The 26,219-nt window shown below is 72.6% G+C and carries 20 protein-coding genes and 1 tRNA gene; 9 read left to right on the top strand and 12 right to left on the bottom strand.

Annotation, left to right across the window (positions count from 1 at the left end):
- Nucleotides 1–242 precede the first annotated feature (242 nt).
- Entirely contained in the window at nucleotides 243–659 is a 417-nt protein-coding gene (locus tag IM697_RS28235) for a pyridoxamine 5'-phosphate oxidase family protein (RefSeq protein ID WP_194038919.1), read from the top strand.
- Between the two features lie 23 nt (nucleotides 660–682).
- On the opposite strand, the gene IM697_RS28240 is transcribed toward IM697_RS28235, so the two are convergent.
- Genes IM697_RS28240 through IM697_RS28255 form a run of 4 tightly spaced genes read right to left on the bottom strand, consistent with a single transcriptional unit; the run spans nucleotide 683 to nucleotide 5,962 of the window.
- The gene (locus IM697_RS28240; RefSeq protein WP_228044201.1) at nucleotides 683–1,663 is read right to left on the bottom strand and encodes an Acg family FMN-binding oxidoreductase; all 981 of its coding nucleotides are present in this window, start codon (nucleotides 1,661–1,663) and stop codon (nucleotides 683–685) included.
- Between the two features lie 32 nt (nucleotides 1,664–1,695).
- Nucleotides 1,696–2,142, bottom strand: a complete 447-nt coding sequence (locus IM697_RS28245; RefSeq protein WP_228044202.1) for a hypothetical protein — start codon at nucleotides 2,140–2,142, stop codon at nucleotides 1,696–1,698.
- Complete coding sequence (locus IM697_RS28250) at nucleotides 2,142–4,745, bottom strand: multicopper oxidase domain-containing protein (protein ID WP_228044203.1); 2,604 nt, start codon at nucleotides 4,743–4,745, stop codon at nucleotides 2,142–2,144. Before IM697_RS28250 ends, IM697_RS28245 begins: the two co-directional genes overlap by 1 nt.
- Nucleotides 4,742–5,962, bottom strand: coding sequence for a TIGR04053 family radical SAM/SPASM domain-containing protein (locus IM697_RS28255; RefSeq protein WP_228044204.1), 1,221 nt, complete (start codon nucleotides 5,960–5,962; stop codon nucleotides 4,742–4,744). Before IM697_RS28255 ends, IM697_RS28250 begins: the two co-directional genes overlap by 4 nt.
- A gap of 414 nt (nucleotides 5,963–6,376) precedes the next feature.
- Here IM697_RS28255 and IM697_RS28260 point away from each other — a divergent pair, with 414 nt between their 5' ends.
- From IM697_RS28260 to narI, 4 genes are read left to right on the top strand one after another with little or no spacing between them, the layout of a single operon-like run.
- Nucleotides 6,377–10,075 carry a nitrate reductase subunit alpha gene (locus IM697_RS28260; RefSeq protein WP_194038921.1) on the top strand — a complete coding sequence of 1,233 codons (3,699 nt, stop codon included), beginning with the start codon at nucleotides 6,377–6,379 and terminating at the stop codon, nucleotides 10,073–10,075.
- Between the two features lies 1 nt (nucleotide 10,076).
- A complete protein-coding gene (gene narH, locus IM697_RS28265) occupies nucleotides 10,077–11,612 on the top strand; it encodes a nitrate reductase subunit beta (RefSeq protein WP_194038922.1) in 1,536 nt (511 codons plus the stop codon).
- The gene (gene narJ / locus IM697_RS28270) at nucleotides 11,609–12,388 is read left to right on the top strand and encodes a nitrate reductase molybdenum cofactor assembly chaperone (protein ID WP_194038923.1); all 780 of its coding nucleotides are present in this window, start codon (nucleotides 11,609–11,611) and stop codon (nucleotides 12,386–12,388) included. Before narH ends, narJ begins: the two co-directional genes overlap by 4 nt.
- Nucleotides 12,388–13,119: a respiratory nitrate reductase subunit gamma gene (narI, locus tag IM697_RS28275; RefSeq protein WP_194038924.1), complete on the top strand. Its 732-nt coding sequence runs from the start codon at nucleotides 12,388–12,390 to the stop codon at nucleotides 13,117–13,119. The genes narJ and narI overlap by 1 nt, the downstream gene beginning before the upstream one ends.
- A 59-nt stretch (nucleotides 13,120–13,178) precedes the next feature.
- Here the strand turns inward: narI and IM697_RS28280 are convergent, their stop codons facing one another.
- From IM697_RS28280 to IM697_RS28290, 3 genes are all read right to left on the bottom strand, one after another.
- Nucleotides 13,179–14,384 (bottom strand): globin domain-containing protein, encoded by a 1,206-nt coding sequence (locus tag IM697_RS28280; RefSeq protein ID WP_194038925.1) that lies wholly within the window; start codon nucleotides 14,382–14,384, stop codon nucleotides 13,179–13,181.
- Nucleotides 14,385–14,578: 194 nt separating this feature from the next.
- Nucleotides 14,579–15,574: an Acg family FMN-binding oxidoreductase gene (locus tag IM697_RS28285; RefSeq protein WP_194038926.1), complete on the bottom strand. Its 996-nt coding sequence runs from the start codon at nucleotides 15,572–15,574 to the stop codon at nucleotides 14,579–14,581.
- Between the two features lie 79 nt (nucleotides 15,575–15,653).
- A complete protein-coding gene (locus IM697_RS28290; RefSeq protein WP_194038927.1) occupies nucleotides 15,654–16,667 on the bottom strand; it encodes a 2-hydroxyacid dehydrogenase in 1,014 nt (337 codons plus the stop codon).
- A 183-nt stretch (nucleotides 16,668–16,850) separates the two neighbouring features.
- On the opposite strand from IM697_RS28290, the gene IM697_RS28295 reads away from it, so the two are divergent.
- Both IM697_RS28295 and IM697_RS28300 read left to right on the top strand, forming a co-directional pair.
- Nucleotides 16,851–17,228 (top strand): hypothetical protein, encoded by a 378-nt coding sequence (locus tag IM697_RS28295; protein ID WP_194038928.1) that lies wholly within the window; start codon nucleotides 16,851–16,853, stop codon nucleotides 17,226–17,228.
- A gap of 14 nt (nucleotides 17,229–17,242) precedes the next feature.
- Nucleotides 17,243–17,974 (top strand): CBS domain-containing protein, encoded by a 732-nt coding sequence (locus IM697_RS28300; protein WP_194038929.1) that lies wholly within the window; start codon nucleotides 17,243–17,245, stop codon nucleotides 17,972–17,974.
- Here the strand turns inward: IM697_RS28300 and IM697_RS28305 are convergent.
- On the bottom strand, nucleotides 17,915–18,562 hold the full coding sequence (locus tag IM697_RS28305) for a response regulator (RefSeq protein ID WP_194049907.1): 648 nt from the start codon (nucleotides 18,560–18,562) through the stop codon (nucleotides 17,915–17,917). The genes IM697_RS28300 and IM697_RS28305 overlap by 60 nt on opposite strands.
- Nucleotides 18,550–20,205, bottom strand: a complete 1,656-nt coding sequence (locus IM697_RS28310) for a PAS domain-containing sensor histidine kinase (protein ID WP_194038930.1) — start codon at nucleotides 20,203–20,205, stop codon at nucleotides 18,550–18,552. The genes IM697_RS28305 and IM697_RS28310 overlap by 13 nt, the downstream gene beginning before the upstream one ends.
- Before the next feature lie 237 nt (nucleotides 20,206–20,442).
- Between IM697_RS28310 and IM697_RS28315 the strand changes: the two genes are divergently transcribed.
- Complete coding sequence (locus IM697_RS28315; protein ID WP_194038931.1) at nucleotides 20,443–22,086, top strand: AMP-binding protein; 1,644 nt, start codon at nucleotides 20,443–20,445, stop codon at nucleotides 22,084–22,086.
- 297 nt (nucleotides 22,087–22,383) lie between these two features.
- On the opposite strand, the gene IM697_RS28320 is transcribed toward IM697_RS28315, so the two are convergent.
- The 3 genes from IM697_RS28320 to IM697_RS28330 all read right to left on the bottom strand — a co-directional run bounded on the left by IM697_RS28320 (nucleotide 22,384) and on the right by IM697_RS28330 (nucleotide 24,391).
- Nucleotides 22,384–22,457, bottom strand: a tRNA-Pro gene (locus IM697_RS28320).
- A gap of 96 nt (nucleotides 22,458–22,553) precedes the next feature.
- Entirely contained in the window at nucleotides 22,554–23,894 is a 1,341-nt protein-coding gene (locus tag IM697_RS28325; protein WP_194038932.1) for an MFS transporter, read from the bottom strand.
- A gap of 137 nt (nucleotides 23,895–24,031) precedes the next feature.
- On the bottom strand, nucleotides 24,032–24,391 hold the full coding sequence (locus tag IM697_RS28330; RefSeq protein ID WP_194038933.1) for an MmcQ/YjbR family DNA-binding protein: 360 nt from the start codon (nucleotides 24,389–24,391) through the stop codon (nucleotides 24,032–24,034).
- Nucleotides 24,392–24,633: 242 nt separating this feature from the next.
- Between IM697_RS28330 and rox the strand changes: the two genes are divergently transcribed.
- Nucleotides 24,634–26,118 carry a rifampin monooxygenase gene (rox, locus tag IM697_RS28335; protein ID WP_194049908.1) on the top strand — a complete coding sequence of 495 codons (1,485 nt, stop codon included), beginning with the start codon at nucleotides 24,634–24,636 and terminating at the stop codon, nucleotides 26,116–26,118.
- Nucleotides 26,119–26,219: the final 101 nt, after the last annotated feature.

Below are 26,219 nucleotides of genomic sequence, written 5' to 3' on the forward strand. Positions count from 1 at the left end.
GCCCGTCCCTTCCATGCTGGGAGTAGGTGCGGCCCTGGAGGTGGGCCCAGGGCCGCGGGTCCTCTGGTCGCCCATGGCGTGCCAGTGACCTGCTGCCACTATCCGCACCTCGGCGGCCGCGCGGCGTGGGCCGACAGTCCTGATCACCCGGCCCAGCAGGCCCCCGCCTTCCCCCGGCGGGTCCCCGTATGAGGGCCGTCCGGCCCTAACCCGGCCCCGGCCGTCCAGGGGAACATGGACTGATGTTCCACAACGACGGCTTTCGCGCACTTGACCGGCAGGAGTGTCTGCGCCTGCTGGCCAAGGTGCCGGTCGGCCGCATCGTGTACACCCGGCAGGCACTGCCCGCGGTCCTGCCCGTCAACTTCTCGCTGGACACGGACTCCGCCGTGCTGCTGCGCAGCACGGCGTCCTCGGACCTCGTCCGTGCGACCGACGGGTCCGTGGTCGCCTTCGAGGCGGACGACTTCGATGCCGTCCGGTGCTCGGGGTGGAGCGTGGTCGTCACCGGCCGGGCCACGGTGGTGACGGACCCCGCCGAACACGAACGGCTGTCCCGGCACGGCCCGAGCTCCTGGGTGGTCGCCGAGGACGGCGTCTTCGTCCGCATCGAGCCCGAGCTGGTCACCGGCCGGGAGATCATCGGCACGCGGAACTGAAACGGCGCACGGACCCGGCGGACTCAGGTCGTGGCCGCCTCTCCGGAGGCGCGCGGAGTGCGGCCGCCGTCGGGACCGTAGCCGAATCGGATCAGCAGCTGGGGGCGGCACCGACGCCTCGGTCCGCTCATCGCCGCCCGCAGGTCCGGCCACTCCATGGCCTGGTGCAGCATCGAGGTGCGCACCCCGTGCGCGGTCGCGGTCAGCAGCACGCGTTGCAGGGCCTGGCCCGCGCGCAGCCAGTCCTCCGGCCGGTCGTGCGCGGTCCACAGCAGGCCCACCTGGGCGTGACGCTCGAAGCGGAGGGCCGGCAGCCGCGGCGCCGGCAGCGGGCCGGTGAAGTCGCGCACCGGCATCCGGCCGGCCGCGTCCGGCGGGCCGAGGGCGGCGAGCGGGATGCCGTACGGACTGTGCGCCGCCGGGGCGTTGATCCAGGTGCGGGTTTCCGCGGTGCGCGCCGGGTGGGCGTGGTTGCGCGTCTCGGCCACGGCGGTCAGACGCAGCAGTCGCCGGGTTTCGATGATGTCGGGCACCTGCATCCGCGCGCCCTCGGTGTGCGCGGCCCCGGTCATCGCGGCCACGACCGGCTCGGGCACCGGGCGGCCGGTGAACGGCAGCCTGCTGGTGTGCCGTCGCGCGATCGCACCGTAGAGGTCCGGCTCCCGCGCGTGGTCGGTGTCCGGCACGGCCGGACCGGTCAGGTGAAGGGTGGCGAGCAGTTCGGGCCTGCCCGGGTCGGGCAGCAGCCGTACCTGCGGGCGTCGGCCCAGACGGGCCGCGGCGAGGCGCAGGTTGAACACCGCGGCACCCACCGAGACATGCTGGGCGCGTCCCTCGGGGTCGGTCAGCGGCAATGACCGCTCCGGCGCCGTACGGATCTCCAGCGTCCAGGTGTCGGGGTCCATACGGAAACGCCAGGGCTGGGTGTTGTGGATCGACGGGGCGGCTACGGCCGCTGCCAGCAGTGTCTCCACAGCGGCCGCGTCCAGGACCGGGGTGCGCACGATGTCTCCTGTTTCGTCCGGGTGTTCGCGGGTCATGTCGCGGGCAGGGCGGTGGCGAGCAGGACGACGCCCAGCGAGCCGACCAGGGACACGACCGCCAGGGTGCGAGCCATTTCGGTGCGGCCCTTGGAGTGGGCGATGCCGTGTCCCGCCGCGGCGAGCATCACGAGCACGAACAGGGCGAGTTTGGTCGCCAGGGTGCGGCCGTAGCCGGGTTCGGCCAGCGAGGCCCAGGTGACGCCCTTGTGCCAGGCCATGGCCCAGCCGGTGGCGAGCTGCACCGGCAGGAACACCGCGCCGGTCAGGATCCCGAAGCGGCGGCCGGCCCGGGCGGTGAAGCGGTCTCTGGCCTCCGGCTCGAGCATGCGGCGGGCCAGCGGCAGGATCACCAGGGACAGGGCCAGTTGCCCGCCCACCCACAGGGCGGCGCCGGCCACATGGGCGAACCGCACGAGGGACCACAGGCCCACGGTGTCCACTACTCGCTCACCTCCACGGTGCCGTGCGCGCCGGACTCGGCGTGGCGCATGTCGTGGTCGACGAAGGAGTAGTGGCCGGGCTCCGGGAACGTCGTCTCGACGAAGCCGCCCTGCGCGGGTGCCAGGTCGAGGACCTGCGCGCCGCCCGGCTGATCCGGTTTCAGCAGGTGGGCGCCCTCCTTGTACACGGTGTCGAAGACGGTGCCGACGACGTGGAAGGCGATGCCGTCGCCCGGGCCGGCGGCGACCACCCAGAAGCGGGCCCGCTCGCCCGCCTTCGCGGTCAGTGGCCGCTTGGCGTACTGGGCGGCGACGCCGTTGAAGGCCCAGGCGTCGGGGGTGCCCTCGCGCATCTTGGTCACCTGGGCGGTGCTGCCCGGGGTGCCCAGATAGAGCTCGGAGGAGACCAGGACGTACTCGCGGTCCACCTGCTTCAGGCCGGGCGGGTCGATGACGACGGCTCCGTACATGCCGTTGCCGATGTGCTGGAGCATGGGTGCGGTGCTGCAGTGGTACAGCCACGCCCCGGCCCGCTCCGCGCGGAACCGGTAGACGAGGCGTTCGCCGGGCTGGATGGTGCGCATCGGCCGGTCGGGGGCGAGGGAGCCGGCGTGGAAGTCGATGCCGTGGCCCATGCCCTGGTCGTCGTTGACCAACGTGATCTCGAAGACGTCGCCGACCTTGCCGCGCAGGGTGGGGCCGGGAGCGGTGCCGCCGAAGGTCCACATCTGCTGCCTGACGCCGGGGGCGACCTCGACGGTGGTGTGGGCGGCGCGCAGTTCGGCCTTGTGGACGGTGCCGCCGGGGGCGGGGGCCAGGTCGGCGTCGCGGGGCCGCCATCCACCGGAGAACTCGCCGGAGAGGTCGAGGCCGGCGCTGTCGGCGAGGGACGCGTGTCCGTCGTGGGCATCGGCGTCCTCGCCGGTGCTGCCCTTGACGACGATGTCCAGGGTCATCCCGGCGGCGCGGTGCCCGGGGAGGGTGCACCATGCCTCGCGGTCCTCGGTGACCGGGCCGAGGTCGAGGGTGTGGTCGTCGCCCCGGGCCAGCAGCGGGGTGGCCGGACCGTCCTCGACCTTGAGGTCGTGGCGTTGCGCGTCCTTGTTGGTGACCTCGAGCCGCAGGGTCGTGCCGCGGGTCACCTCGATCCGGCTCGGCCGGACGCGCATGCCGGACAGGGTGACGTCGACGGTGCGCGCGGCGCTGGAGCCACCGCTGCCCGCGTCGGCGGCGACGGCCGGGCCGCTCGTGTCCCCGCCGCTGTTCGCGACGAGTACGGCCAGCACGGTCAGCACGGCTCCGGCCGCGGTACCCAGCAGGACCGGCCGCCGGGAGGAGCCGCCCTCGCCCGCGCGGTGGGCGCCGCGTACGAGCACGGACGCGGTCAGCACGAGGAACGCCGCTCCGGCGGCTGCGGCCGACACCATGCCCGCCGCGCCGGCGGGGTCGGGGAGCGGCAGCGCCAGCAGTGCGACACCGGCGTTGAGGGTGACCACCCGGACCGCCCAGCCCCGCTCCAGCACCGCCCGCAGCGCGGCCCGTTCCTTCGGGCCACTGGCGAGCACGACCGGCAGCAGATAGGTCAGGGCCCCGATGAGGACCTGCGCGACGAACCCGACCAGCAGCACCGGAACCAGGGACCCGACCCCCTCCTGGGCCTCGGCGGGCTGACGGGCCGCCAGGATCGCCCCGTCCGCCACCGTCCCGGCCAGGAGCCAGCCGGCGGCCGCGCCCAGCATCCAGGCGGCCGCCGCCGAGACCGGGCTGCGCCGGCGCACCGTCCGGGCGAACAGTTCCACCGCGACGCCCACCCCGGCGACGTACAGCCCGACTCCGGCCACGGCGGCCCAGCGCCACCCGGCGGCCAGGGCGACGACCGTCGTCAGCAGGCCGCCCCCGGTCAGGGCGAGCGCCCAGGGCGCCACCTTCGTGGTGCGCTCGGCCATGCGTACGCCCAGCACGGTGGGCCACAGCATGAACAGGGTGCCCAGCACCGGCAGGCCGATCCAGCCGAGCAGGGTCACGTGGACGTGCGCCAGCCGCAGTCCGGTGTAATTCCGCGCACCGGCATGGCCGGTGGCCAGCAGCCCGCCCAGTGCCGCGCCGACGATCAGCGCCACCGCGGCGGCCCGGTAGAAGCCGACGACCGGGGCGAGTCTCCCGCCGAGGGCGCCCCGGCCCATCCGCACCAGCACCACCAGGTGGGCGGCGACCGCCGTGACCAGCAGTGCGCACGCGGCGCCGGTCAGCACCGGCCGGTCCGCCCACACCCCGATCAGCACCCCCGCCACCGCGAGGTTGACCCCGGCCAGCCGGGCGTCGCTCCACCGCTCGTCGGGGAGCCTGGCGTGCAGCAGGGCGACGGCGAAGTGCTCGCTCCAGACCACGATGGCGGTGGTGGCGGCGCCGAGCAGGAACAGGTGGATCGCCAGCCAGCGGGCCACCGGAAGCGTCTGCTGGGCGGTGGCCGCCGCCAGCGCCAGAGCCAGCCATGCCACCACCACGATGTGGGCGTGCAGATGGCGGGCCTTCAGTCCGGACCGCCGGAACCTGCTGGGGTACCGGCCGCCGGTGGGCTCGCGGCCGTCCTGCTCGATGTTCACTGTGCTCCTCGCGGGTGCGCCGGAACGCCGCTGCCCAGCAGCGCCTCCAGTTCACCGGGATAGGGGAAGGAACCGGGCCGGTAGCCGCACCACGGCTCCTCGGCGTACGGGTCGCCGGTGACGCCGTAGGCGCGGGACCGGGAGCCGCCACAGACGCGGCGGAACTCGCACCGCCCGCACCGGCCGCCGAGGCGGTCGGCGTCCCGCAGGCCGGTGAACAGGCCGGCGTCGCGGTAGATGTCGGTGAGCGGCGTCTCGCGGACGTTGCCCGCGCCGAGCGGCAGGAAGCCGCTGGGGTGCACGGTGCCGGTGTGGGAGACGAAGACGAAGCCCCGTCCCGCGTTGACGTCCAGCGGTGGCCGTCGGGCGCGCCGGCCGCCGGAGTCGAGGCCCAAATCGGCGGCGCGCTCGCGCAACTCCCGGTAGAGCGGCCCGAGACGCAGGACCGTCACGGGGTCGTCGCCGGTGTCGGAGAGGATCCGGCGCTGCAGCGCGACGCGGCGGAAGTGGTGGGCCTCGGTGGTCTTGGCGGGCACGGTCAGACCCACGTCGTAGACGAAGTTCAGGACGTCCTCCGTCTCGGCGGGCGTGAGGACGCCGAGCCCGCGGCCCCGTCCGGTGGGCACCAGGAAGAACGCGCTCCACAGCATCGCCCCGTGGTCGCGGACGAGACGGACGACGTCCGGCAGGTCGTGCAGGTTGTGGCGGGCGACCGTGGTGTTGATCTGCACCTTCATGCCCAGGGCACGGGCGGCGTCCCAGGCGTCCAGGGTCCAGCGGTAGACGCCTGGCACACCGCGGAACCCGTCGTGCAGTTCGGCGGTGGAGCCGTCCAGGCTGAGCGAGAGCCCGACCGCGCCCGCCGCGTGGATCTCCCGCAGCCGGAGCGGAGTGAGGGTGGGGGTGCCGGAGGGGGAGACGGCGACGCGGACGCCCGCCTCCGCCCCGTGGGCGATGAGTTCCGTCAGGTCGGGGCGCTGGAACGGATCGCCGCCGGTGATCACGAACAGCGGGGCGGGCTGCCCGAACGCGGCGACCTGACGCATCAGGTCCTTGGCCGCGGCGGTGTCCAGCTCCCTCGGGTCGCGGTCCGGCACGGCCTCGGCGCGGCAGTGCAGACAGGCCAGCGGACAGGCCCGGGTGGACTCCCAGATGACGATGAACGGCCGCTCGGCCACGTCCTGACGCTGTCGGCGGATGGCTCGGGTGCCGCTCACCGGCCCGCCCTCCGCCCCACCTGGGTGCGCGGCGTGCGTCCGGCCGCCCGGGAGACAGGGCAGATGCGACGGGCGGCCGGACGGTGACGGAACCGGCCCGTGCACGGCACCCGCGACGGGGGACGGGGATGGAGACAGCCGCGCGGGTGCTCGGTGCGGTCGTACACGGGTTACCTCCGGATCGGTCACTGGTCAGCCTGGGGCAAGGGGCGGGGGCGGCGCGGCGGCCGGTGGGCCCTTGTGCGGGGGCCAGAAGTCCCTCGTCGCGGCAGGCGTGGCCCGGCAACAGCCGTCCGACGGCCGCCACCGGGCCCTGGGTCCCGGCGACGCGGACGAGGACAGGCCGGAAGGACGCACCGGCAGGGCCGTTCGGCCCAAGGCCCCACCGGCGGCCGAAACCTAGCGTTCTCAACCATGGAGAACGACGACAACGCACGACAGGGACTGTCGGGCGCCGCGCACGCCTGGCCGCTGGCCGCCCGGCGCCTGCTCACCCGCCGTGAGATCTCGGCCGACGGGCGCGCGGTGTTCGGCGCGAACGACGGCAAGTGGGAGGGCTTCTACCGGGACCGGTGGGCGCACGACAAGGTGGTGCGCTCCACGCACGGTGTGAACTGCACCGGTTCCTGCTCGTGGATGGTGTACGTCAAGGACGGCATCATCACGTGGGAGCACCAGGCCACCGACTACCCGTCGATCGGCGCGGACTGCCCGGAGTACGAACCGCGGGGCTGCCCGCGCGGGGCGTCCTTCTCCTGGTACACCTACTCCCCCAGCCGGGTCCGCTACCCCTATGTGCGGGGCGCGCTGCTGAAGCTGTGGCGCGAGGCCCGCAGGCGGCTGGGCGACCCGGTGGCCGCCTGGGCCGAGATCACGTCCGATCCGGCCAAGGCGCGGGCCTACAAGCGGGCCCGCGGCAAGGGCGGTCTGGTGCGCGCCGACTGGGACGAGGTCAGCGAGCTGATCGCCGCCGCCCAGGTGCACACCGTCAAGGCGTACGGCCCCGACCGCGTCGCGGGCTTCTCGCCGATCCCGGCGATGTCGATGGCGTCGTTCGCGGCCGGGGCGCGCTTTCACTCGCTGATCGGCGGCACCCTGCTGTCGTTCTACGACTGGTATGCCGATCTGCCGATCGCCTCACCGCAGGTGTTCGGCGACCAGACGGACGTCCCCGAGGCCGCGGACTGGTGGAACGCGGGCTATCTGATCATGTGGGGCTCCAACATCCCCGTTACCCGCACGCCCGACGCCCACTTCCTCACCGAGACCCGCTACAACGGCACCAAGGTCGTCGCGGTCAGCCCCGACTACGCCGACAACGTCAAGCACGCCGACGAGTGGCTCGCCCCGCACCCCGGCACCGACGGGGCGCTGGCGATGGCGATGGGGCATGTGATCCTGCGCGAGTTCCTCGTCGAGCGCGAAGTGCCGTACTTCCAGGACTACCTGCGCAGGTTCACCGACGCCCCGTTCCTGGTGAGCCTGCGCGAGCGCGCCGGGAGCGGCCTCGTCCCGGACGGGTTCCTGACCGCCGCCGACCTCGGACGCGACACGGAGCACGCCGAGTCCAAGACGGTGCTTCTCGACTCGGCCACCGGCGAACCGGTGGTGCCGAACGGCTCGCTCGGCTTCCGCTGGGGGGAGGCCGAGCCCGGCCGCTGGAACCTCGACCTGGGCGGCGTCGTGCCCGAGTTGAGCCTGTTCGACCGTGCGGAGGAGACCGTGGCCGTGGCGCTGCCCCGCTTCGACGAGGGCGGCACGGAGGGCGGCTCGGTCATGGTGCGCGGGGTCCCGGTGCGCAGGATCGGCGGGCGGCTCGTCACCACGGTGTTCGATCTGATGCTGGCGCAGTACGGAGTGCGGCGGCCGGGTCTGCCGGGCAGTTGGCCGTCGTCGTACGAGGACGCGTCGGAGCCCTGCACCCCCGCCTGGCAGGAGACGATCACCTCGGTGCCGGCCGCGCAGGCGGCCCGCATCGCCCGGGAGTTCGCCCGCAACGCCGAGCAGACCCGGGGCCGTTCGATGATCGCGCTGGGCGCCGGCACCAACCACTGGTTCCACTCGGACACCATCTACCGTGCCTTCCTCGCCCTGGTGACGATGACCGGCTGCCAGGGTGTCAACGGCGGCGGTTGGGCGCACTACGTCGGCCAGGAGAAGGTCCGCCCGGTCACCGGTCAGCAGCACCTGTCGTTCGCGTTCGACTGGCAGCGGCCCACCCGGCACATGGCGGGCACCTCTTACTGGTACCTGAACTCGGACCAGTGGCGCTACGAGGCGTTCGGGCCCGACGAGCTGGCGTCCCCGCTCGGGGAGGGGCGGTTCGCGGGCAAGGGGTTCGCCGACTGCCTCGCCCAGGCCGTGCGGCTGGGCTGGACGCCCGGCCACCCCGGCTTCAACCGCAACCCGCTGGATCTGACGGACGAGGCGCGGGCCCAGGGCAAGCAGGTCGCCGAGCACGTCGTCGACGAGCTGAAGTCGGGGCGGCTGCGGTTCGCCGTCGAGGACCCGGACGACCCGGCCAACTTCCCGCGCGTGCTGACCGTGTGGCGGGCGAACCTGCTGGGCTCGTCCGGCAAGGGCAACGAGTACTTCCTGCGCCATCTGCTGGGCACGGACGCGGCGGTCCGCTCGGAGGAGACACCGCCGCAGGGGCGCCCCAAGGACGTGGTGTGGCGGGAGGAGGCGCCCGAGGGCAAGCTCGACCTGCTGGTCTGCATGGACTTCCGGATGACCTCGACCGGTCTGATGGCTGACGTGGTCCTGCCGGCGGCGACCTGGTACGAGAAGGACGACCTGTCCAGCACGGACATGCACCCCTTCGTGCACGCCTTCACCCCGGCCATCGCCCCGCCCTGGCAGGCGCGCACCGACTACGACACCTTCCTGACCATCGCCGACCGGTTCAGCGAACTGGCCGCCGAGCACCTGGGCACCCGCACCGACGTCCTGGCCGTGCCGCTGCTGCACGACACCCCCGACGAACTCGCCCAGCCCGGCGGGGTCGTACGGGACTGGAAGGACGGCGCGTGCGAACCGGTTCCGGGCCGGACCATGCCGAAGCTGGCCGTCATCGAGCGGGACTACGCCGCGATCGCGCAGAAGATGCGCGCCGTCGGCCCTCTGCTGGACACCCTGGGCACCACCACCAAGGGTGTCTCGGTCCAGGTGGGCCCGGAGATCGATGACCTCCGGCGCCGCAACGGCACCGTCAGGGACGGAGTCGCCGCCGGGCGCCCCTCCCTGGCCACCGCCTCCGACATGTGCGAGGCGATCCTCGCCCTGTCCGGCACCACCAACGGCCGTCTGGCCACCGAGGGCTTCCGCGAGATGGAGCGCAGGACCGGCAGCGAGGGGCTGGTGGACCTGGCCGCCGAGCGGGAGGCCGAGCGGATCACCTTCGCCGACACCCGCACCCAGCCGCGCTCGGTGATGACCTCCTACGAGTGGTCGGGCTCGGAGACGGGCGGGCGCCGCTACTCGCCGTTCGTCATCAACACCGAGCACCTCAAGCCCTGGCACACCCTCACCGGCCGGCAGCACTTCTTCGTCCAGCACGACTGGATCGCCGAACTCGGTGAGCAACTGCCGGTCTACCGGCCGCCGTTGAACACACCCCGGCACTACGGCAACGAAGAACTCGGCGGCGAGCGCGCCGAAGTCACGGTCAGGTATCTGACCCCGCACTCGAAGTGGTCCATCCACTCGAACTACCAGGACAACAAGTACATGCTCGACCTGTCCCGCGGCGGTCCCACGATCTGGATGTCCCTGGAGGACGCCGAGAAGATCGGCGTCAAGGACAACGAGTGGATCGAGGCCTACAACCGCAACGGCGTCGTCGCCGCCCGCGCCGTGGTCACCCACCGCATGCCCGAGGGCACCGTGTACATGTACCACGCCCAGGACCGCAACGTGAACGTCCCGAAGACCGAGGTCAGCGGCAAGCGGGGAGGAATCCACAACTCGCTCACCCGGCTGCTGCTCAAGCCCACCCATCTCGCGGGCGGCTACGCCCAGTTCACCTACGCCTTCAACTACTACGGCCCGACCGGCAACCAGCGCGACGAGGTCACCGTCATCCGCCGCCGCAGCCAGCAAGTGGAGTACTGACATGCGCGTCATGGCACAGATCGCGATGGTGATGAACCTCGACAAGTGCATCGGCTGCCACACCTGCTCCGTCACCTGCAAGCAGACGTGGACCAACCGCACCGGCGTCGAGTACGCCTGGTTCAACAACGTGGAGACCAAGCCCGGCGTCGGCTACCCCCGCCGCTACGAGGACCAGCAGCAGTGGAAGGGCGGCTGGATGCTCGACAAGCGCGGACGCCTCGTCCTGCGTTCCGGGGGCCGCATCAAGCGCCTGCTGTCGCTGTTCTCCAACCCCGACCTGCCCGGCATCGAGGACTACTACGAGCCGGTCACCTACGACTACGACAACCTCGTCAGCGCCCCCGCCCAGAAGGACATCCCGGTCGCCCGCCCGCGCTCGGTCCTCACCGGCCGGCCCACCGCCATCACCTGGGGCGCCAACTGGGAGGACGGCCTGGGCGGCGCGCCCGAGAACGCCGGCGGCGACCCCAATCTCAGCGGCGAGTGGGCACAGAAGGTCAAGTTCGAGTTCGAGCAGACCTTCCTCTTCCACCTGCCCCGTCTGTGCGAGCACTGCCTCAACCCGGCCTGCGTCTCCGCCTGTCCGTCCGGCGCGATGTACAAGCGGGTCGAGGACGGCATCGTCCTCGTCGACCAGGACCGCTGCCGGGGCTGGCGGATGTGCGTGACGGCGTGTCCGTACAAGAAGGTGTACGTCAACCACGCCACCGGCAAGGCCGAGAAGTGCACCTTCTGCTTCCCGCGCATCGAGGCCGGGCAGCCGACGGTCTGCTCGGAGACCTGTGTGGGTCGGCTGCGCTACCTGGGGTTGATGCTGTACGACGCCGACCGCGTCGGCGAGGCGGCCGCCACCCCGGACGAAGCGGACCTCCTCGACGCCCAGCGCGGTGTCTTCCTCGACCCGCACGACCCCGACGTCATCGCCGCGGCAAGGGAGTCCGGGATCCCGGAGGACTGGCTGGACGCCGCCCGCCGCTCCCCGGTGTACGACCTGGTCATGCGCTACAAGGTGGCGCTGCCGCTGCACCCGGAGTACCGGACGATGCCGATGGTCTGGTACGTCCCGCCGCTCTCCCCCGTTCTCGACGCCGTCGACGCGGCCGGCGGCAACCAGGACGACCCCGACCACGTCTTCGCCGCCGTCACCCGGCTGCGCATCCCGCTGGAGTACCTGGCCGAGCTGTTCACCGCCGGGGACACCGACGTCGTCGCCGGTGTGCTGATGAAGCTCACCGCGCTCCGCTCGTACATGCGCGAACGCACCCTCGGACACGAGGGCGACGACTCCGCGCTCGAGGCGGTCGGCCTCACCGGGCGTGAGGCCGAGGACCTGCACCGGCTCCTCGCCGTCGCCAAGTACGCCGACCGGTACGTCGTCCCCGCCGCCCACAAGGAGGACGCCGCCGCGCTCACCGCGATGGAGAACCGCTGCCCGGTCGAATCCTCCGTCCCCGACGAGCCCCGCAAGGTCATGCTCGGCATCCCCACCCTGCGCCGCCGTACGTCCGACACCCCTGCCGGAGGCCCCCTGTGAGCCCGCTGCCAGCGACGATCCCCGCCCTCGTCCGCACCCGCGTCCGCGCGGCCGTACGCCGCCCGGCCCGCCTCACGCCCGAGGAGGCCGAGGCGCGCACCCTGCTGCTGCGGCTGTGCTCGCTGCTGCTGCAGTACCCGGACGCCGACCTCGCCGCCGCCCGGCCGGTGCTCACCAGCAGCGTCGCCGCGCTGCCGCCCTCCCCCGCCGCCAGGCAACTCGCCGCCTTCACCGACTGGTTCACCCGGCAGGAGACGGACGCGCTGGAGCGGCACTACGTCGAGATGTTCGACCTGCGCCGCAAGAGCAGCCTGTACCTGACCTACTACCTGCACGGCGACACCCGCCGCCGCGGCATGGCCCTGCTCACCCTGGCCCAGCGCTACCGCGCCGCCGGCTGGGACACCGACGGCGGCGAACTGCCCGACCACCTCCCGGTCGTCCTCGAGTTCGCCGCCCTCACCGGACCGGGGCGCGGCGAGGCGCCGCTGCGCCAGCACCGGCGCGGGCTCGAACTCATCCACCGCGCCCTCACCGACGCCGACTCCCCCTACCGGCATGTCCTCGCCGCGCTGATCACCCTGCTGCCGCCGCCGACCGAGGCGGATCTGCTCGCCGTGGCCGAACTGGCCGCCCAGGGCCCGCCGAACGAGGAAGTCGGCCTCGACCCGTACGGGGCGGGCGAGTTCGCGCCGCCGGGGGCCTTCGTCCCGCCCGAGCAGGCCCCGCCCACCCTCGCCCGACCGGCCGAGACGCACCGTCAGGAAGACCGCTGATGAACACCTCCGCAGCCGACCTCCTCCTCTGGGTCGCCGTCCCCTACATCTGCCTGGCCGTGTTCGCCGTCGGGCACGTCTGGCGCTATCGCCAGGACCAGTTCGGCTGGACCTCCCGCACCAGCCAGCTCCTGGAGCACCGCTGGCTGCGCTTCGGCAGCCCGCTGTTCCACCTCGGCGCCTTCATGGTGATCGCCGGGCACGTCGTGGGGCTCGCCGTCCCCGACTCGTGGACCGAGGCCGTCGGCATCAGCGAGCACGCCTACCACACCACCGCCGTGTGGGCGGGTTCGGTGGCGGGCGTCGCCATGGTCGCGGGGCTGGGCATGCTGTGCGCGCGCCGTCTGCTGACCCGGCGGATCCGGCTCGGCACCGACCGCAGCGACAAGCTCCTCTTCCCGCTGCTGTCCGCCACCGTGCTGCTCGGCATCACCGCCACCTTCGCCCACAACGTCTTCGGCGACGGCTACGACTACCGCTCCACCGTCTCGGTCTGGTTCCGCGGCCTGTTCACCCTCCAGCCGCAGCCGGAGGCGATCAGCGGCGCACCCCTGCTGTTCCAACTGCACGCCCTGACCGCGTTCCTCCTGTTCGCGGCCTGGCCGTTCACCCGTCTCGTCCACGTGTGGAGCGCCCCCGTCGGCTACCTCGCCCGCCCTTACCTCGTCTACCGGCGCCGGGCGACCACGCCGGCCCCGGCGCGGCGCGACAGGGTGCGGGCCGAAGGCTGAGAAAAACACCCCGGCCCCCGCGATCGCGGGGGCCGGGGTGTGCGGGCCGGGACTCGGGCTCAGTCCTCCGCGTGGGCCAGCCACAGGTCGGGGCCGAAGACCTCGTAGCGGATGTGGCGGGCGGGGATGCCGGCCCGCAGCAGTTGGGTGCGCACCGCGCGCATGAAGGGCAGCGAGCCGCACAGGTAGACGTCGGAGTCGGCGGGCAGGTCGACGTCGTCGAGGTCCATCAGGCCGGCCCGGGCGCCCGGTTCGTCGGCCGCGTTCTGCTCATACCAGAACTGGGCGCGGGCGCCCGGCAGTTCCTCCAGGGCGCGGTCCGTGTCGGCGCGCAGCGCGTGGTCGGCCGGGGAGCGGTCGGCGTGCAGGACCCACACCGTGCGGGTGGCGCCGGTGGCCGCGAGGTGTTCGAGCATGCCGACCATCGGGGTGCAGCCGATGCCCGCCGACACCAGCAGCAGCGGGGTGTCGGCGTCGTCGAGCACCACGTCGCCGAAGGGTGCCGACAGGGTGAGTTCGTCGCCGGCCCGGACGGTGCGGTGGAGCTGGTTGGACACCTCGCCCTCGGGGGCGTCGGCGACGCTCGCGACCCGCTTGACGGTGATGCGCCGCAGCCCGTCGCCGGGCGCGTTGGACAGGCTGTACTGGCGGGTCTGGTGGATGCCGTCCGGCATGGGCACCCGGACGCTGACGTACTGGCCTGCGCGGGCCGCGGGCAGGGGGGTGCCGTCGGCCGGGCGCAGCAGGAAGGAGGCCACGTCCGGGGTTTCCTCCCGCCGCTCGACCACGGTCCACCGCCGCCACGGTTTGCGGGGATCGACCTGCGCCTCCTGGTAGAGGCGGGCCTCGCGGGCGATGAGGGCACCGGCCATCAGCCAGTACACCTCGTCCCAGGCTGCGGCCACCTCGGGGGTGACCGCCTCGCCCAGTACGTCGCCGATGGCGCGGAAAAGGTACTTGTGGACGATCGTGTACTGGTCCTCGGTGACGCCGAGCGCGGCGTGCTTGTGGGCGATCCTCGCCAGCAGCGCGTCCGGGCGGGCGTCGGGGTCGGCCAGCAGCGCCTGTGCGAAGCCCGCTATGGATCCGGCCAGGGCCCGGCGCTGCTCGCCGCTGGCCTGGTTGCCGCGGTTGAACAGCCCGTCCAGCAGCTCGGGCTGCTCGGCGAACATGACGCCGTAGAAGCGTGCCGTGATCTCGTCGAGGGCGCCGCCGACGGCGGGCAGGGTGGCGCGCACGACGGCGGCCGACTCGGGCGAAAGCATGAATCTCCCTTTGCAGGTGCGGGTGTGCCGGGGTGTGCACAGCCGGGCGCCGTCCGGCGGGTCCGGTCGGCCCACCGATCGTCGCGGTGACGCCGCCGGCTCCCATAGGGCCGAACAGCCCGAAGGAAGGGCCCATCGGTCCGATCACGCCGCTGGGCCCGGGCACGCCCTTCCCGGGCGCCGGGGAGAGCCGGTCAGTCCAGGTCGAGGACGTCCCGGACCGGGCGGCGTGGCGTGGCCGGGCCCTGTGGGCCGTAGCCGAGGCGCAGCACCATCTGCACATGGCCCCGGCCCGCCATCGGGTCACGGGCGAGCCTGCGCAGGTCGTCGCTCTCCAGGGGGTGGGAGGTCAGGGAGGTGGCCAGGCCGGCCAGGGTCGCCTCGAGCAGGATCCGCTCGAGCGCCTGCCCGGCGTGCAGCCAGTCGGCGGGGCGGTCGCCGGGCGTGCTGAGCAGGGCCAGGTGGGGGCGTCGCTCGAAGGCGGTGGAGCCGCGGTCGGCCACGGGCCGGCGGCCGGCGAAGTCCCGCCAGGGCGCCTTGCCGTCCCGTCGGCGGGGTCCGAAGGCGTACTCGGGGACGCCGTCGACGGCGGTGTCCGCGTCCGTGCCGAGCCGGGTCCAGCGGACCAGGTCCACTCTGCCCTCGGGCTCGGTGGCGTCGCGGCTCTCGGCGTCGTGGACCAGGTCCAGCAGGGTCTCGGCATGCCAGGCGCCGGGAAACAGCAGGACGGCCTCCTCGGCCGCCGCGACCTCCACCAGCGTGGTCCGCACGTCGTCCGGGATGTCCTTCTCGTCGAACGGGTGGCGGCTGGTGTGCCGCTGCCGGATCGCGGGATACAGCCGCGCCAGGGCGTCGTCGACGCGCGCCGTCTCCTCGGGGCGGGCCAGCCGGACCGCGGCGAGCTGCGCCGGGTCACCGGGCTCGGGAAGCTGCCGGACGTCCGTGGTCAGGCCCGCGTGGGCAGCGGCGACGCGCAGGTTCAGCAGGGCCGCGCCGCAGCCGATGGACAGCGCCCGGTTGCCGGGGTCGGATCGTGGCATGGCCCGTTCGAGGTCGGCGCGCAGCAGGAGCAGTCGCTCCGCGGCGACGTAGCGGAAGTGCCACGGCTGGGCGTTGTGCATGGACGGGGCGGTCGTGGCGTCGGCGACCAGTGCGGTCACCGTCTTCGCGTCGAGCTGCTGCGTGACCATCACGCCCTCCTCGCCGATCGCGCGGCCCCCGGTCACCCGGGCGAGTACCCCGACGACCCCGGCTCCAGTATCGGTTGTTTCATGCCGTTGATGCGCGAACGAGGGTGTTGTCGCCGACGCGGCCCGCGAAGTGGTCCGCGACGTTCGCCACCGTGGTCTCGGCGATCTGGCCCACCGCGTCCCGGGTGAAGTACGCCTGGTGCGAGGTGACCAGGACGTTGTTGAAGGTCATCAGCCTCGCCAGCCGCTCGTCGGTCATCACCTCCAGCGACTTGTCCAGGAAGAACACCCCGGCCTCCTCCTCGTACACGTCCAGGCCCACCCCGGCCAGCCGCCCGCCGCGCAGCGTCTCCAGCAGGGCGTCGGTGTCGATCAGGCCGCCGCGGCTGGAGTTGACCAGGATCGCGTCGTCCTTCATCAGGCCCAGGGCCCCGGCATCGACGAGGTGGTGGGTGTCGGGAAGCAGCGGCACATGCAGGCTGACCAGGTCGGCCTCGGCGAACAGCCGCTCCCGCTCGACGTACTCCATGCCGAGCGCCAGGCAGTCGGGGTTCTCGGAGATGTCCCAGCCCAGCAGCCGCATCCCGAAGCCGTGCGCGATCCGGGCGAACGCCGCCCCGATCTTGCCGGTGCCCACCACCCCGGCGGTCCGGCCGTGCAGGTCGCGGCCCATCAGCCCGTCGAGCCGGAAGTCGAACTCCCGCGTGCGATGGGCCGCCCGCACGATACGGCGGTCGACGGCCAGGGCCAGGGCCCAGGCGAACTCGGCGACCGAGTACGGCGAGTAGGACGACACCCGGGCCACGGTCAGTCCGAGCTTCTCGGCGGCGGCGAGGTCGATGTTGTTGTAGCCGGTGGCGCGCTGGGCGATCATCCTCGTGCCGCCCTCGGAGAGCCGCCGCAGCACCTCGGCGTCCAGGGAGTCGTTGACGCCGCTGAGCACGACCTCGCGGCCGACGGCGGTGGGCGCGGTGTCCCGGTCCAGGAACAGACTCAGACAGCGCAGCTCGTGCCGGCCGCCGAAGGCGCGCTCGAACGCGTCGCGCAGCAGCGGCTCCTCGTCGGCGAGGACACCGTAGGCGACGATCTCCATGTGCGGTCCTCCCTCAGGCGGCGATCACCTCTCCACCGTAGGCGGCGAAGGCGGCGCAGGAGAGGGCCGATGGGCCCGGGTGCGGAGCCCTTGCGCCTTCCCACGAAGGTCGGACGGCCCTGTGACCGGGGCGGGTGCGCGCAGCACGCTGGAACCCTGGAACGATCACAGGGAGTGAAGCACATGACGGTCACCGAAACCGGCACACACGGGGCCCCCGCCGTCCAGGTACGGGCGGCGGGAGACGTGGACCGGGAAGCTCGCGCGTACGTCCGGGCCAAGGTCGACGCGGCCCTGGGCCGACCGGGGCTCCCGCCCGTCGACGGCGAGGTGCGGATCGCCAGGGCGGCGGCACACCACGCCGAACTGCCGTGGACGGCCGAGGCCGAGATCCGCCTGGGCAACACCCTCGTGGTCGTGCATGCGCGGGAGGCCAGTGCGCGGGAGCTCGCGGACCGGCTGCACGACCGGCTGCGCGGCCAGGTGCGGCGCGTCCTGCACAGGAACACCCACAGGTCGGCCCCGCCCCCGTGGCGCGGCGGAGCGGTCAAGGACCGGTAAGGGAGGCAGTGGCCGTGAAGACCCGCATTGTCGGCGAGGTGATGACCAGCGAGGTGATCCAGGCCCGCCGGGAGATGTCGTACAAGGAGGTGGCACGGCTGCTGCACGGACACCGGATCAGCGGAGTGCCCGTCGTCGACCACGACGACAAGGTCCTGGGAGTCATCTCGGAGACCGACCTCATCCGCCGGCAGGCCGCTCAGGCCGGCCGAGGCACCGCGCGGCGCCGATTCCGGATCCCGGCGCTGCGCCGCTCCGCCCGTGCCGCGGCCGCCAAGGCGCGCGCCACGACCGCGGAGGAGCTGATGTCCACCCCGGCGATCACCGTGCATCCCGAGCAGCGGGTCGCGGACGCGGCCCGGGTGATGGAACGGCACCGCGTCGAGCGGCTCCCGGTGGTGGACGAGGAGGACCGGCTGATCGGCATCGCCACCCGGCGTGACCTGCTGCGGGTCTTCCTGCGGACGGACGACGAGATCCGTCGGGAGGTGATCGACGAGGTCCTCACCCGCGCCATGAGCCTGCCGCCCCACACCGTGTTCGTCTCGGTCGACGACGGCATGGTCAAGCTGGAGGGACGGCTGGAACACCGCGGCGACATCCCCCTGGTCCTCCAACGGACCTGGCGGATCGACGGAGTCGTCGGCGTGGTGAACAGCCTGACCTTCCGCGTCGACGACAGTTCTTCAAGCCTGCGGCGGCACCAACCCCTGCCGCACCGCGAACAGCGCGGCCTGGGTGCGTGAGGTGAGGCGGAGCTTGCGCAGCACGTTGCTCACGTGGGTGCGGGCGGTCCGCTCGCTGATCACCAGCTCGTCGGCGATCTGCTGGTTCGCCCGCCCCTCGGCGACGAGGACCAGGACGTCGCGTTCCCGGCCGGTGAGCGCGGCGAGCCCGGTCGGCGGCGAGACGATCTCCTGGGTGAGCCCCCTGGCCACGGCGGGGTCGAGGAAGACCTCGCCGCGGGCGGCAGCGCGGATCGCGGCGACCACCTCACCGGCCTCGGCGTCCTTGAGGAGATAGCCGGCCGCCCCCTGCTCGAGCGCGGTGTGGACGCGTTCCATCTCGCCGAAGCTGGTGAGCACCACGACCCGTACGCCGGGGTGGCGCTGGCTGATCGTTCCGATCGCCGTCGCCCCGTCCATCTTCGGCATGATCAGGTCGATCAGCACCACGTCCGGCAGCTCCCGGTGTGCCGCCATCGCGTCCAGCCTGGTGAGCGCCTCCTGCCCGTCGGCGGCCTCCGCGGCCACCTCCATGTCGTCCAGGACCTCGAGATAGGCGCGGATCCCCCGGCGTACGACGGCGTGGTCGTCGACGATCAGGACCCGGATGGAGCTGCTTCCGGCGTCCCCCGCAGCGGCACCGCCCGCGAGTTCCCCCGGTGGCCGTCCGCGACCTCCGGGACTCGTACCGGAAGGGGTATGACGATGCGCACGGTCGTGCCGCTCCTCGCGCCGGACCTGATCCTCATGGTGCCGCCCCATCGCTCCGCCCTCTCCCGCATCGTCGTCAGTCCGTAGCCGTGCTCCCAGGCCTGCCCGCCGGCCGTACGGTCGCTCTCGCCCTGCGGCGCGGTGCCGCGACCGCCCGAGGCCGCGAGCCCACGGCCGTCGTCGCGGACGCTCGCGGTCAGGGTGTGGTCGTGTACGCCGAGGCGGATGGTGACGGCGGTGGCCTCCGCGTGCTTGACCACGTTGTGGATGGCCTCCGCGACGATCCGGTACATGTCCTCGGCGAGTTCCGCTTCGACCGCGTCCAGTTCCCGGCCGCACAGCAACCGGATGCTGAGGCCGGTCCGGTTCTCGGTGCTGGTGACCAGCGCGCTCACCGCGTCCTCCAGACCGAGCCGGGTGGAGGAGGACGGACGCAGTTCGTGGACCATCGCCCGCAGGTCGGCCAGGACGGTCCGCGCGAGTGCCCCGACCTCGCCCGCGAAGGCCCGCACGGAGTCCGCGGGGACCGCTTCGCCGCGCGCGCCCAGCACCCCCACGGCGTTGGCCTGCATCCCGATGGAGAACACCTGCTGGACGATCGAGTCGTGCAGGTCGCGGGCGAGGCGCTGGCGCTCGTTGCGGCGCGCTCCCTCACGCTCGCGCTGGAGCAGTGTGGCGTAGTCGACGGCGAGGGCGGCCTGTTCCGCCATGCCGGCGAGGAACTCCAGCGTCCGGCCGCCGATCTCCTGCCCCGGCGCGAAGTAGGCGTTGAGCACGCCCTCGGCGCGGCCTCGTGCCGTCAGCGGAACGCTGACGAAGGAGTCCCAGTTCAACTCCCCGAGGTAGGCGTGGAGCGGCTCCCATGCCGGGTCCTGGCGGATCTGCGCCCACCGGTGGGGGACGACGATCGGTCGGCGCTCGCGCAGCGCGTCCAGCATGCACAGCCGGGCGCCCCGGTCGCGGCACTCCAGCAGCCGGTCGAGGAACACTTCCCAGGGCCGCAGCCCCGCGGAGCCCATCAGCCGCAGTTCCCGGCCGGTGCTGTCCAGGATGAGGATCTGGGCGCCGGCCAGCCCGTCGGCCTGGACGATCTGACGCGCCACGGCCTCCAGCGTGGAGCCGAGCGAACCCTCGGAGGCCAGCGCGATCGACGTCTGGGCCAGGGCCGCGATCCTGCGCTGCCGGTGCCGTTCGTCGGTCACGTCGCGGAACGACACGACCGTGAGCGTGGGGTCGGCGCCCGATGCACGGGCCCGGTAGGCGAACTCGCGCCGCGGTCCGTGGGCAGGCGCCCAGAGGGCGACCCGCTCCTCCGAGTGCACGCAGTGGACCGAGCGGTCCTGCGCCGGCCCCGCGGCGGCAGTCCCCGCGAGCGCGAACGGGGCGGGCCCACCGAGCAGTTCGGCCTCCTCCACCACCCCGAACAGCGCGAGAGCCGCCGGGTTCAGCCGGACGAACCGGCCCGCGCGGTCCAGTACGGCCAGGCCGTCCGGCGCCATGGCGGCGACCTCGTCCCACCCGATGAACGGCGTACCGGACATGACCGATCTCCTCGTCATCGTCGTCGTCGACGAGCGCTGTGCATCGTACGCCGACGCATTCGGGGTAGGCCTACGTCATTCGACCTGTTCCTCGGCAGGTCGAAGCGCCGGACCGGCTCGGTCATTGCTCTCGTTCCCACGGGGACGTCCGCTGGCTACGTTGAGGGGGCCCCTGCGGGTCACTGAGCCGACGAGAGATCCGCAGGGCCGCACGGTCAGGACGAGGAGGTCCGAGGCATGGACGTGTCGATCGGCACGATCTGGGAGGCGGTCTGCCGCGCGCTGCCCGATGCCGTCGCCATCGCGGAACCCGGCCGGGAGACCACGTACCGGGAGTTCGACGAGCGCGCCGCACGGCTGGCCGGAGCGCTGGAGGAGGCCGGGGTGGGCGAGGGCGACACCGTGGCCTGCTACCTGTTCAACGGGGCCACCTACCTGGAGACGGTCTACGCCGCGTTCAAACTCGGCGCCGTGCCCGTGAACGCCAACTACCGCTACACCGACGAGGAACTCTCCGGACTCCTCACCGACGCCGACGCGGCCGCCGTCGTGTTCAGCGGCGCCCTGGCCGACCGGGTCACGCACGCGGCCGGGCACGTACGCACCCTGAAGCTGCTCGTCAGAGCGGGCGCACCGCCTGCCGAACGCCCGGCCGGACCCGACGTGCCCGAACTCGAGGAATTGCTGGCCGCGCACGCACCACGCGCACCGCGGCCGCGTCCCGGATCGGACCGGCTCTTCATGTACACCGGCGGGACCACGGGCAGGCCGAAGGGCGTCATGTGGCGCCAGAGCGACCTGCTCCACTCCCTCGTGGTCCCGATCTTCCACCCGCTCGGTGTCACCGAACTCCCGGCGACCCTCGACGAGTCCGTGGCCGCCGCGGCCAAGGCCCACCACGAGCACCGTGCCCCGACCACCATGCCCGTCGTGCCGCTCATGCACGCCACCGGGCTGTTCAACACCATGGGCGCCCTGATGGTGGGCGGCCGAGCCGTCACGGCCCGGCAGGGCGGCCTGGACCCGGAGCACGTCTGGCACACCATCGCCGAGCAGCGCGTCGACACGGCCATCGTCGCGGGCAACGCGGTGTGCCGGCCGCTCGTCGACGAGCTCCTGCGTGCCGAACAGGCCGGGCGGCCGCACGACTTGGGCTCGCTGCGCAGGATCATCAGCTCCGGCACCGCACTCAGCGACGTGCTCAAGAAGGAGTTGCACGAGCGTGCCGAGGTCACGGTCATCGACGCCATCGCGTCGAGCGAGGGAGGCCCGTTCGCCTTCGCGATCACCTCGTCGGTACGGGACCTGCCCGCCCGTTTCTTCCCCGTGCCCGCGACACGGGTGATCGACGTGGACGACCGTTTCGTCGAACCCGGCGGCGACGGGACGGGCTACCTCGCCTACTGCGGGCCCATGCCGCTCGGCTACTACCGGGACCCCGCGAAGAGCGCGACGACGTTCCGCACCATCGACGGGGTCCGGTACGCCGTCCCCGGCGATCTCGCCACGATCGAGGCAGACGGCGCGATCCGGTTCCTCGGCCGCGGCTCCGGCGTGATCAACACCGGTGGGGAGAAGGTGCACCCCCAGGAGGTCGAGAACCTCCTCCTGACCCACCCGGCGGTGACCGACTGCGTCGTCGTCGGCGTCCCCGACGAGACCTGGGGCGAACGGGTGGCGGCCGTCGTGGCGGTCCGGCAGGACAGCGCCACCGAGCCCGACGAACTGCGCGACTGGGTCCGGCAGAGCCTCGCCGGCTACAAGGTGCCGCGTGCCGTCGTCCTGACGGACGCCCTGCCCCGCACCCCGACCGGCAAGCTCGAACTCGCCTGGGCCAGGCGGACCGCCGAGGAGGCCGCCGCGGGCGACCAGCGGCGATGAGGCAGCTCGTCCGGACCACCCGGACGATGCTCAGCAGCGGCGCACGGCGCCCGCGGACGCCGCGCGCCGGGCACGAGGTGCAGCGCCAGCCCCAACTCACGGGCGATGCGCGTCTGGGCCTACGGGTGGAGGTGGCACACGGCGGCGGAGAACCACGGCCGGCGGCGACTACTCCCAACTCCCCTGGCGACTGGGGCTGCTCACCGAGACGAACAGCACCTGCTGACCCGCCGGGTGAGGGTGCCACACAGAAGAAGGGCCCTCACAGGCTCTCGCCTGCGAAGACCCTTCGCACCGTCGGGACGACAGGATTTGAACCTGCGACCCCTTGACCCCCAGTCAAGTGCGCTACCAAGCTGCGCCACGTCCCGGTGCCCGTCTGACCTGGGGTTTCCCCCGGCCGAACGTGCACGGAAACAATACCGCACTCGGGTCGGTGGTCGCGCACCCGTTTATTCCGCACCCGTCTATTCGTGCCCGCAGCCCTCGGTGCCTCGCGGACCCGCCTCGGTGCCGCCGCTCAGGCGCACGCGCTCCTCCTCCGGCACCGGCGCCGCCCCCAGCTTCGCCGCGGCGTCCGCCCGCACCAGGTCCCGTATCGACCGCACCGAGAGCAGCGCTCCCGCGACGACGAGGCTCATCCCTCCGGCGACCAGGAGCACACGATCGGCGCCGAGGGTCGCGGCGGCCGGTCCGGCGATGGACTGGCCGACCGGCATCATCGCGAGGGAGCCCGCCACGTCGTACGCATGGATACGGTTGAGGACGTCGGCCGGGACCTGAGTCTGGACGCTGGTCGCCCACATCACGCTCCAGAAGGCCATGCCGGCCCCGGCGACGGCCGCTCCCGCCGCCATGGCCGGAACGCCCAGGCCCAAGCCGACCGTCACCGGGAAACCGGCGAAGGCGAAGATGCCCATCGCTCCGGCGCGGAGCATGCGGCGAGGACGCAGCCGCAGGGCGAGCAGGCCGCCCACGACTGTGCCCGCGCCGAAGGCGGAGTTGATCAGGCCGTAGAAACGGGGGCCGTGTTGCTGGACCACCTCCGCGGCGACGAGCGGGACCGTCGGGCCCCACACGGTGATCATGTAGACGCACCAGACGGCTATGACACCCCAGAGCCAGGTCCGGGCCCTGAACTCCCGCCAGCCTTCGGCCAGGTCGGCGCGGAAGGCTCTGGTTCCACGGCTGGTGTCGTCGCCATCGGACGGCCGGGTCCGCGCAGGCAGGCGCAGCAGCATCAGGCACAGTGCGCTGATCCCGTAGGTGGTCGCGTGAGCCGTGAACACGGCGCCGGGTGAGGCGAAGCCGACGAGCAGGCCCGCGAGGGCCGGGCCGGCGAGCTGGGCCGCGGCCTCGGCGATCCGGACGGCGCCGTTCGCCCCCTGGACGTCGGTGGCGAGCCGGCGCACCGTGCTTGCCACTCCGGGCTGGAACACGGCTCCTGCCACGCCGTTGACGAAGCCGATCGCGCAGATCTGCCACAGCACCACGTGCCCGGAGAAGAAGAGCACGGCGGCGAGAGACTGGGTGCACAGACGGACCAGGTCGGCGCCGATCATCAGCTTGCGGGTGCTGAAGCGATCGGCGATGACCCCGCCGAACACGATGAGCCCCGCGAAGGCGGCGGATGTCGCGGCCAGGGCGAGACCGACCGCGCCCGCGCCGTACCCGTGCAGCAGGAGGCCCGCTGCGAGGGCCACCGGCAGCATGGTGTCGCCGAGTTGGGCGACGGCGCGCGCGACGAAGAACAGGCCGAAGTCCCGCGACCACACCGGGCGCGCCCCGGCCTCCTCGCCCCCGCTCACGCTCCTCGCCCCTCCCCGACCGAGCCGTTCGCCCGGGCCCTCACACAAGCCGCCGTGGTAGCCGAGGCCCCCTCCGCCCCGGCTCCCGCACCAGCCCTCGGATCATGACACGGGGCACTGACAACGCCCCCAGGATTTCAGTCCCCCGTCGGCTGCCCCAGCTCCGGATGCGCCTCCAGCAGCCGGGGCGGGGCGGCCTGGCGCCAGGAGTCGGCGAGGATGTCGCGCAGTTCGTCCTCGTCCTCCAGGGCGGCGAGCCGGGCGCGCACCCACGCGAACTGCGCCTCGTGGTCGGCGATCCAGAACTTCTCCGGCTCGGCCAGGACCAGTTCGTCGCGCTCCTCCTTGGGGCAGCGCACGGCGAGGGAGGTCTCGTCCTCGGGCAGGGTGGCGAACATCTTGCCCGCGACCCGGAACGTGGGCATGCTCCAGGCGATCTTCTCCGCCGTGTCCGGCAGGGAGAGGGCGATTCGGCGTACGTCTTCGGCATCCGGCATGAGACGCACGGTAGCGCCTGCCACCGACAATCACCTGGTGAGAGCTGTGCCGCTCTGGAAAAGGGTTGGACGCGCTGCTGCCCGGGCCTGTAGCTTGCGGTCGACGTGACACCGCCCGAGGAGGTGAGACCCATGAACGCTGTTTCGATGTGGGTGCTCCCCCTTCCCGTCACGGCCGGGCGATTGACGTAGGTGTCGCCGGGAGCGCCTCGACAACAAGGCACTCCCGAGAGGCAACACCCATGGACTCTCCACAGTTCACCGCCGAGCCGTCGTCGAACGACACCGATCGCGCGCCACTCAGGTTCGACGTGATCATCGCCGGGTGCGGCCCGACCGGCGCGACGCTGGCCGCCGAACTGCGGTTGCACGATGTGCGGGTACTCGTGCTGGAGAAGGAAACCGAGCCCGTGTCGTTCGTCCGCGTCGTCGGTCTGCACATGCGCAGTATCGAGCTGATGGCCATGCGCGGACTGCTGGATCGCATGCTCGAACACGGAAGACGGCGTCCGGCCGGCGCATACTTCGCCGCCATCACCAAACCCGCGCCCCAGGGCCTCGATTCCGCGTACGCCTATCTCCTGGGCATCCCCCAGCCGGTCGTCGTCCGCCTCCTCGAAGAACACGCGATCCAACTGGGTGCGCGGGTCCGGCACGGTTGTGCGGTGACCGGTCTCGAGCAGGACGCCGAGGGTGTGACCGTCCGGCTTGCCGACGGCGCACAGTTGCGTGCGCGCTATCTCGTCGGCTGCGACGGCGGGCGCAGTACGGTCCGCAAACTGCTCGGCGTCGGCTTCCCCGGCGAGCCCTCGCGGACCGAGACGCTGATGGGTGAGATGGAAGTGGGGGTGCCGCAGGAGGAGATCGCCGCCAAGGTGACCGAAATCGGCGAGACCGATCAGCGGTTCCGGCTCCGGCCCTTCGGCGAACGGTCCTACAGCGTCATAGTCCCCGCCGCGGGAGTCAGTGATCGCGCGGAACCACCCACCCTCGAGGATTTCAGACAACAGCTGCGCGCCGTCGCCGGAACCGATTTCGGCGTGCACTCCCCGCGCTGGCTGTCCCGCTTCGGGGATGCCACCCGGCTGGCCGAACGCTACCGGGTCGGGCGGGTGCTGCTGGCCGGCGATGCGGCACACATCCATCCACCCACCGGTGGACAGGGCCTCAACCTGGGCGTTCAGGACGCATTCAACCTCGGCTGGAAGCTGGCCGCACAGATTGGCGGCCGGGCGCCGGAAACACTGCTGGACACCTACCAGGCCGAACGCCGTCCGGTCGCCGAGGACGTGCTGGACAACACCCGCGCCCAGATGGAACTGCACTCCACCGAACCGGGCCCGCGAGCCGTGCGCAGGCTGCTGACTGAACTGATGGACTTCGACGAGGTGAACCGCCATCTCCTCGAGAAGATCACCGCGATCGGCATCCGCTACGACTGCGGCGAGGGCCCCGACCTGCTCGGCCGCCGCATGCCCGACATCGACGTCGAACACGGCCACCTCTACGCTCTGCTGCGTCGCGGCCGCGGCCTGCTGCTGGACCGCACCGGACATCTGACCGTCGGCGGCTGGTCAGACCGGGTCGATCACCTCGCGGACCCCACCGCGGCACTGGACGTTCCCTGCGTCCTGCTCCGCCCCGACGGCCACGTCGCCTGGATCGGCGACGATCAGCAGGACCTGGACGACCACCTCGCCCGCTGGTTCGGCAAACCCGCCGACTGATGTCGCCCGAGCAACCGGAACGGCCCCGCCGGCACAGCGCCGTCGGCGAACCCACGGTCCACGTCCCCTCGTCGAACAGGAACTGAAGTCCGGCCCATGCC

This window comes from Streptomyces ferrugineus, assembly GCF_015160855.1.
GTDB lineage: Bacteria > Actinomycetota > Actinomycetes > Streptomycetales > Streptomycetaceae > Streptomyces > Streptomyces ferrugineus.